This window comes from Desulfococcus sp. (assembly GCF_041737845.1).
Lineage (GTDB): Bacteria > Desulfobacterota > Desulfobacteria > Desulfobacterales > Desulfococcaceae > Desulfococcus.
In genome coordinates this window covers 1-3,721 of record NZ_JBGSQX010000039.1, presented here as the reverse complement: position 1 = coordinate 3,721, position 3,721 = coordinate 1, and the positions used below count along the sequence as shown (strand labels likewise).

The 3,721-nt window shown below is 62.1% G+C and carries 5 protein-coding genes; 4 read left to right on the top strand and 1 reads right to left on the bottom strand.

Going from position 1 to position 3,721, the window contains the following annotated elements; translation table 11 throughout:
- The 4 genes from ACEW8N_RS04815 to ACEW8N_RS04800 all read left to right on the top strand — a co-directional run.
- On the top strand, positions 1-368 hold a 368-nt coding region (locus tag ACEW8N_RS04815), incomplete at its 5' end, for an OmpA family protein (protein ID WP_373498671.1).
- A gap of 234 nt (positions 369-602) precedes the next feature.
- Positions 603-2,000 carry a DUF4214 domain-containing protein gene (locus ACEW8N_RS04810; RefSeq protein WP_373498670.1) on the top strand — a complete coding sequence of 466 codons (1,398 nt, stop codon included), beginning with the start codon at positions 603-605 and terminating at the stop codon, positions 1,998-2,000.
- Positions 2,001-2,214: 214 nt separating this feature from the next.
- On the top strand, positions 2,215-2,412 hold the full coding sequence (locus ACEW8N_RS04805; protein WP_373498669.1) for a ferredoxin: 198 nt from the start codon (positions 2,215-2,217) through the stop codon (positions 2,410-2,412).
- Between the two features lie 22 nt (positions 2,413-2,434).
- Positions 2,435-2,965 carry a hemerythrin domain-containing protein gene (locus ACEW8N_RS04800; protein WP_373498668.1) on the top strand — a complete coding sequence of 177 codons (531 nt, stop codon included), beginning with the start codon at positions 2,435-2,437 and terminating at the stop codon, positions 2,963-2,965.
- A gap of 37 nt (positions 2,966-3,002) precedes the next feature.
- Here the strand turns inward: ACEW8N_RS04800 and ACEW8N_RS04795 are convergent.
- Positions 3,003-3,721: 4-hydroxy-tetrahydrodipicolinate reductase (locus ACEW8N_RS04795; RefSeq protein ID WP_373498667.1), on the bottom strand; the 719-nt coding region annotated here is incomplete at its 5' end.

The window sequence follows — 3,721 nt, the reverse complement described above, 5'->3', positions numbered from 1 at the left end:
CCGCGCCCCCGCCGCCCGAGCCCCCCCGGACCATCAACCTGGAGATCCAATTCGACCGCGACAAGGCCGACATCAAACCGATCTACCACGCCAGGATCCAGGAGGTCGCCGACTTCATGACGGCCTATCCGGACGCCACCGCCCTGATCGAGGGCCATACGTGCAACCTCGGCTCCGCAGCCTACAACATGAACCTCTCCTTCCGGCGGGCCGAGAGCGTGAAGACCTATCTCATCGACCGCTTCGGGATTGATGCCGCCCGCCTCGACGCCAGGGGATACGGCCTCACCCGGCCCATTGCGAGCAACGCCACCGAGGCGGGACGCAGTCAGAATCGCCGCGTTATCGCCATCGTCGCCCAGGACTGATCGGGACGCCCCCTTTCCCCCCGGCAAAGACGCCGGCGGGACATCGACCATACAGCGGCGGCCCGGACCCTCCCGGGCCGCCGAACTCGCGACGCTTTATTTGACGTTGATGCGCCGGCTGGACGGCCCCGGCGAAACGCCGATGCATCGTCATCAATCATACTATCCGGGTTGCCGGGGTGATCCGTCTTCCTTCATTGCCGCAAACCGTCATGCAACCAAAAGGAGGTCCCCATGGTGAAGCATTTCCAAAAAACTTGCGCCGCCCTGATCCTGTGGTTCAGTCTCATCATCCTGGCGATGGTGGGTCTGCCAGACGCCCATTCCAGCACCATACCCCGCTTCACTCCTGACGCAGCGTCCACTGAAATCAGTGATTGGATGGCTTCTTCAGAAGCAATGGAAGACGCCGTCACCGAATTCGTCACCCGCTTTTATCGTGAATGTCTGGACAGGGAGCCGGACCCGGAAGGGCTGGCGGGATGGGTGAACGGCATGAAAAACGGCTGGGTCACCGGCGGGGAACTGGCCGAGGGCTTCATACTGAGCCCCGAATTCATCAACATGAACGTCTCGGATGAAACCTTCCTGACCATCCTGTACCGGGCCTTTTTCGACAGGCAGCCCGATCTGGAAGGGTTCAACGGATGGCTCTCCGCCCTGGGCCAAGGCATGAGCCGGGCATCGGTCCTGGAAGGATTCATCCGCTCCTCGGAGTTTGCCGAACTCTGCCGACGCTACGGCATTCCCCCCTACCGTATGGACCGGATCGAGGCCTTCGTCACCCGCTTTTATCATGAATGCCTGAACCGTGCGCCGGATCCTTCAGGACTTGCGGGATGGGTGAACGGCCTGAAAAACGGATGGGTCACCGGCGGGGAGCTGGCCCGGGGGTTCATCCTGAGCCCGGAATTCACCAGCCGGGACGTCTCCAATGAGGCCTTTTTAACCATCCTTTATGAGGCGTTTTTCGACCGCGTTCCGGATACCGTCGGGTTCAACGGCTGGCTCTCGGCCCTGGAAAAGGGCATGAGCCGGGCCGCCGTCCTGGAGAGCTTCATTCGCTCGGAGGAGTTCGCCGCCCTGTGCGCCGGGTACGGGATCATCGCCGTGAGAGGCGGAACGGAACCGCCTGGAGCGTGCGCCGATATTTCGGGGGAGTGGCAGATGACGCAGACCCTGACCATCAGCTGCTGCGCGGAAGGCTATTGTGAAACGGAAACCGAGAGCATCTCCGAGACCGGCTACATCGATCAGGACGGCTGCACGATCGATTACGCGTATTACGAGCCGGGATTCGGCGGGGGCACTCTCGTCGGGACCATCGATGGAAACGACATCCGGATGACGCTCAACCTGATTTCCGATGATCCGGACATCTCATTTTACGAGAATACCATCGATTTTCGCGGGACCGTCCAGGGGAACAGGATCGACATCAACGGCTCGGGGAGACTGCGCGGAGGATCCCAGGGGGTGACCGTCGTATGCGACGTGACCACCACGTTGGTACTCACCCGATCGACAATGGCCTCCCTGAGTGACGTCGAACCCGATGACGCCTCCGTCGGCCCGCTTCCCTCGACATTCTTCAGGAGGGGGATGGAGATCATCCAGGCGATCGGCCATTAGGGAAGAGAGCTCTTCCATACCGGTGCGGAGATCCGGGCGGAGATCGGAATCGCCGCCCCTGAAATCCGCACCGCCTTAAACACCGCCGGCATGCCGGACCGAGACACGGCGTACCCGACCGCTTTACTTTTCGAAATGAAAGCATATTTTCAGGATGTCAGCGTCAGGATATCGGAAAAAGCAATTCTGGAACACAAAAGCGAAGGAGGCCGGAATGAAGGTTAAAATCGATTACGATCTGTGCATGGGGGACCGGAACTGCAGCAAGGTCTGCCCGGATGTTTTCGAGTACGATGAAGATCAACTGCTATCCCGGGTCATCGTCGACGACGTTCCCGCACATCTCGAGGACCTCGTCCGCAAGGCCGCCAGGGAGTGCGCTCCCGGAGCGATCCTCATCGAGGAAGACTAACGGAAACGGGGGCAAGAACGTCATGACGGTCAGGGAGCATCTGAGGGAGGAGCATGGCGCCATCATGAAGGTGCTGGCCCTTTTCCAGAAATTGATCAGAGACCCCGGTCGACCGAGGGATGAGCTGTTCCATGATCTCGAAACCATTTTCGATTTCATGGAGGTTTATGTCGACCGCTCCCATCATGGGAAGGAGGAGGACATCCTGTTCCCGGCGCTGGAGGATGCGCGCGCAGCCGACCTGAGGCATCTTGTCGCCGCGCTTCGCGACGAGCACAGGGAAGCCCGCGGGCTCCTCGATGACCTGAAAGCGGAGCTTCAAACGTCGAAAATGAACGTCACGTTTCCGACGGACCGGTTTACAGGGCAATCTGAAAAATACATCTCCCTCATCAGAACCCATATCCGGAAGGAGAATGGGCACCTGCTGCCTGAGATAGAGCGCATTCTCCCGGGTGCAGAACAGGACCGGATTGAACAGGCCTTTAAACGCTTCTCGGTGCAGATCGAGGGGTTACAGGAGATTCGACGCGCCCTGGACATCTCCGGCTGACGAATCCCCGTCGCTGGCGAGCGGTCCCGGTTATCTCTTACTGGAAATCCATGACGGTATCGAGCCCCCGTCGCAGCCCCTTCAGGCCCGAGACCCTGCGGACGGCCAGAAGGGCTCCGTCGATATAGGGCCTGGCGCTGGTACCGGCGTCGTGCCGCATCGAAAGCTGCATGTCCGGGAGGCCGAAGATCACCTCCACCGAAGCCACGTATCCGGGCAGCCGGATCGAATGGACCTGGCATCCGCCCAGCGTGACGCCCCGGCTCTCCCGGGGCCCGATGGTCCGGTCCAGGGGGACCGAAAGCTCGGGCCTTCCCACCTCGCCCAGCCGATAGGCCAGTTCCCGGGCCGTGCCGCTGGGGGCGTCGGGTTTGGCGGCGCCGGCGTAGTCGATGACCTCCCACTGGGGAATATGGCGCGCCGCCAGGGTGGCAAATTTCTGCAGCAGGACCGCCGTCAGGGCGAAGTTGCCCGCCGCCAGAACCCCGCGCCCCGCCGCTTCAGCCTGGCGGGCGATCTCGTCGTAGTCTGCGTCGGTCAGCCCCGAGGTGCCCACCACCACGTGGGCGCCCGCTGAAAGGGCCTGGAGCACGTGATCCTTGGCGGCCTCCGGCCGGCTGAACTCCACGAAAACATCACACGGGCGCTTCAGGGCTTCCGCGGCTGTGGCGGAAACCACGATATCCAGCCCGGGGACATTCAGAACCTCGCCCAGGCCCCGGCCGGCGGCGCCGCGCGCCCCCGCGCCCGGGGGCC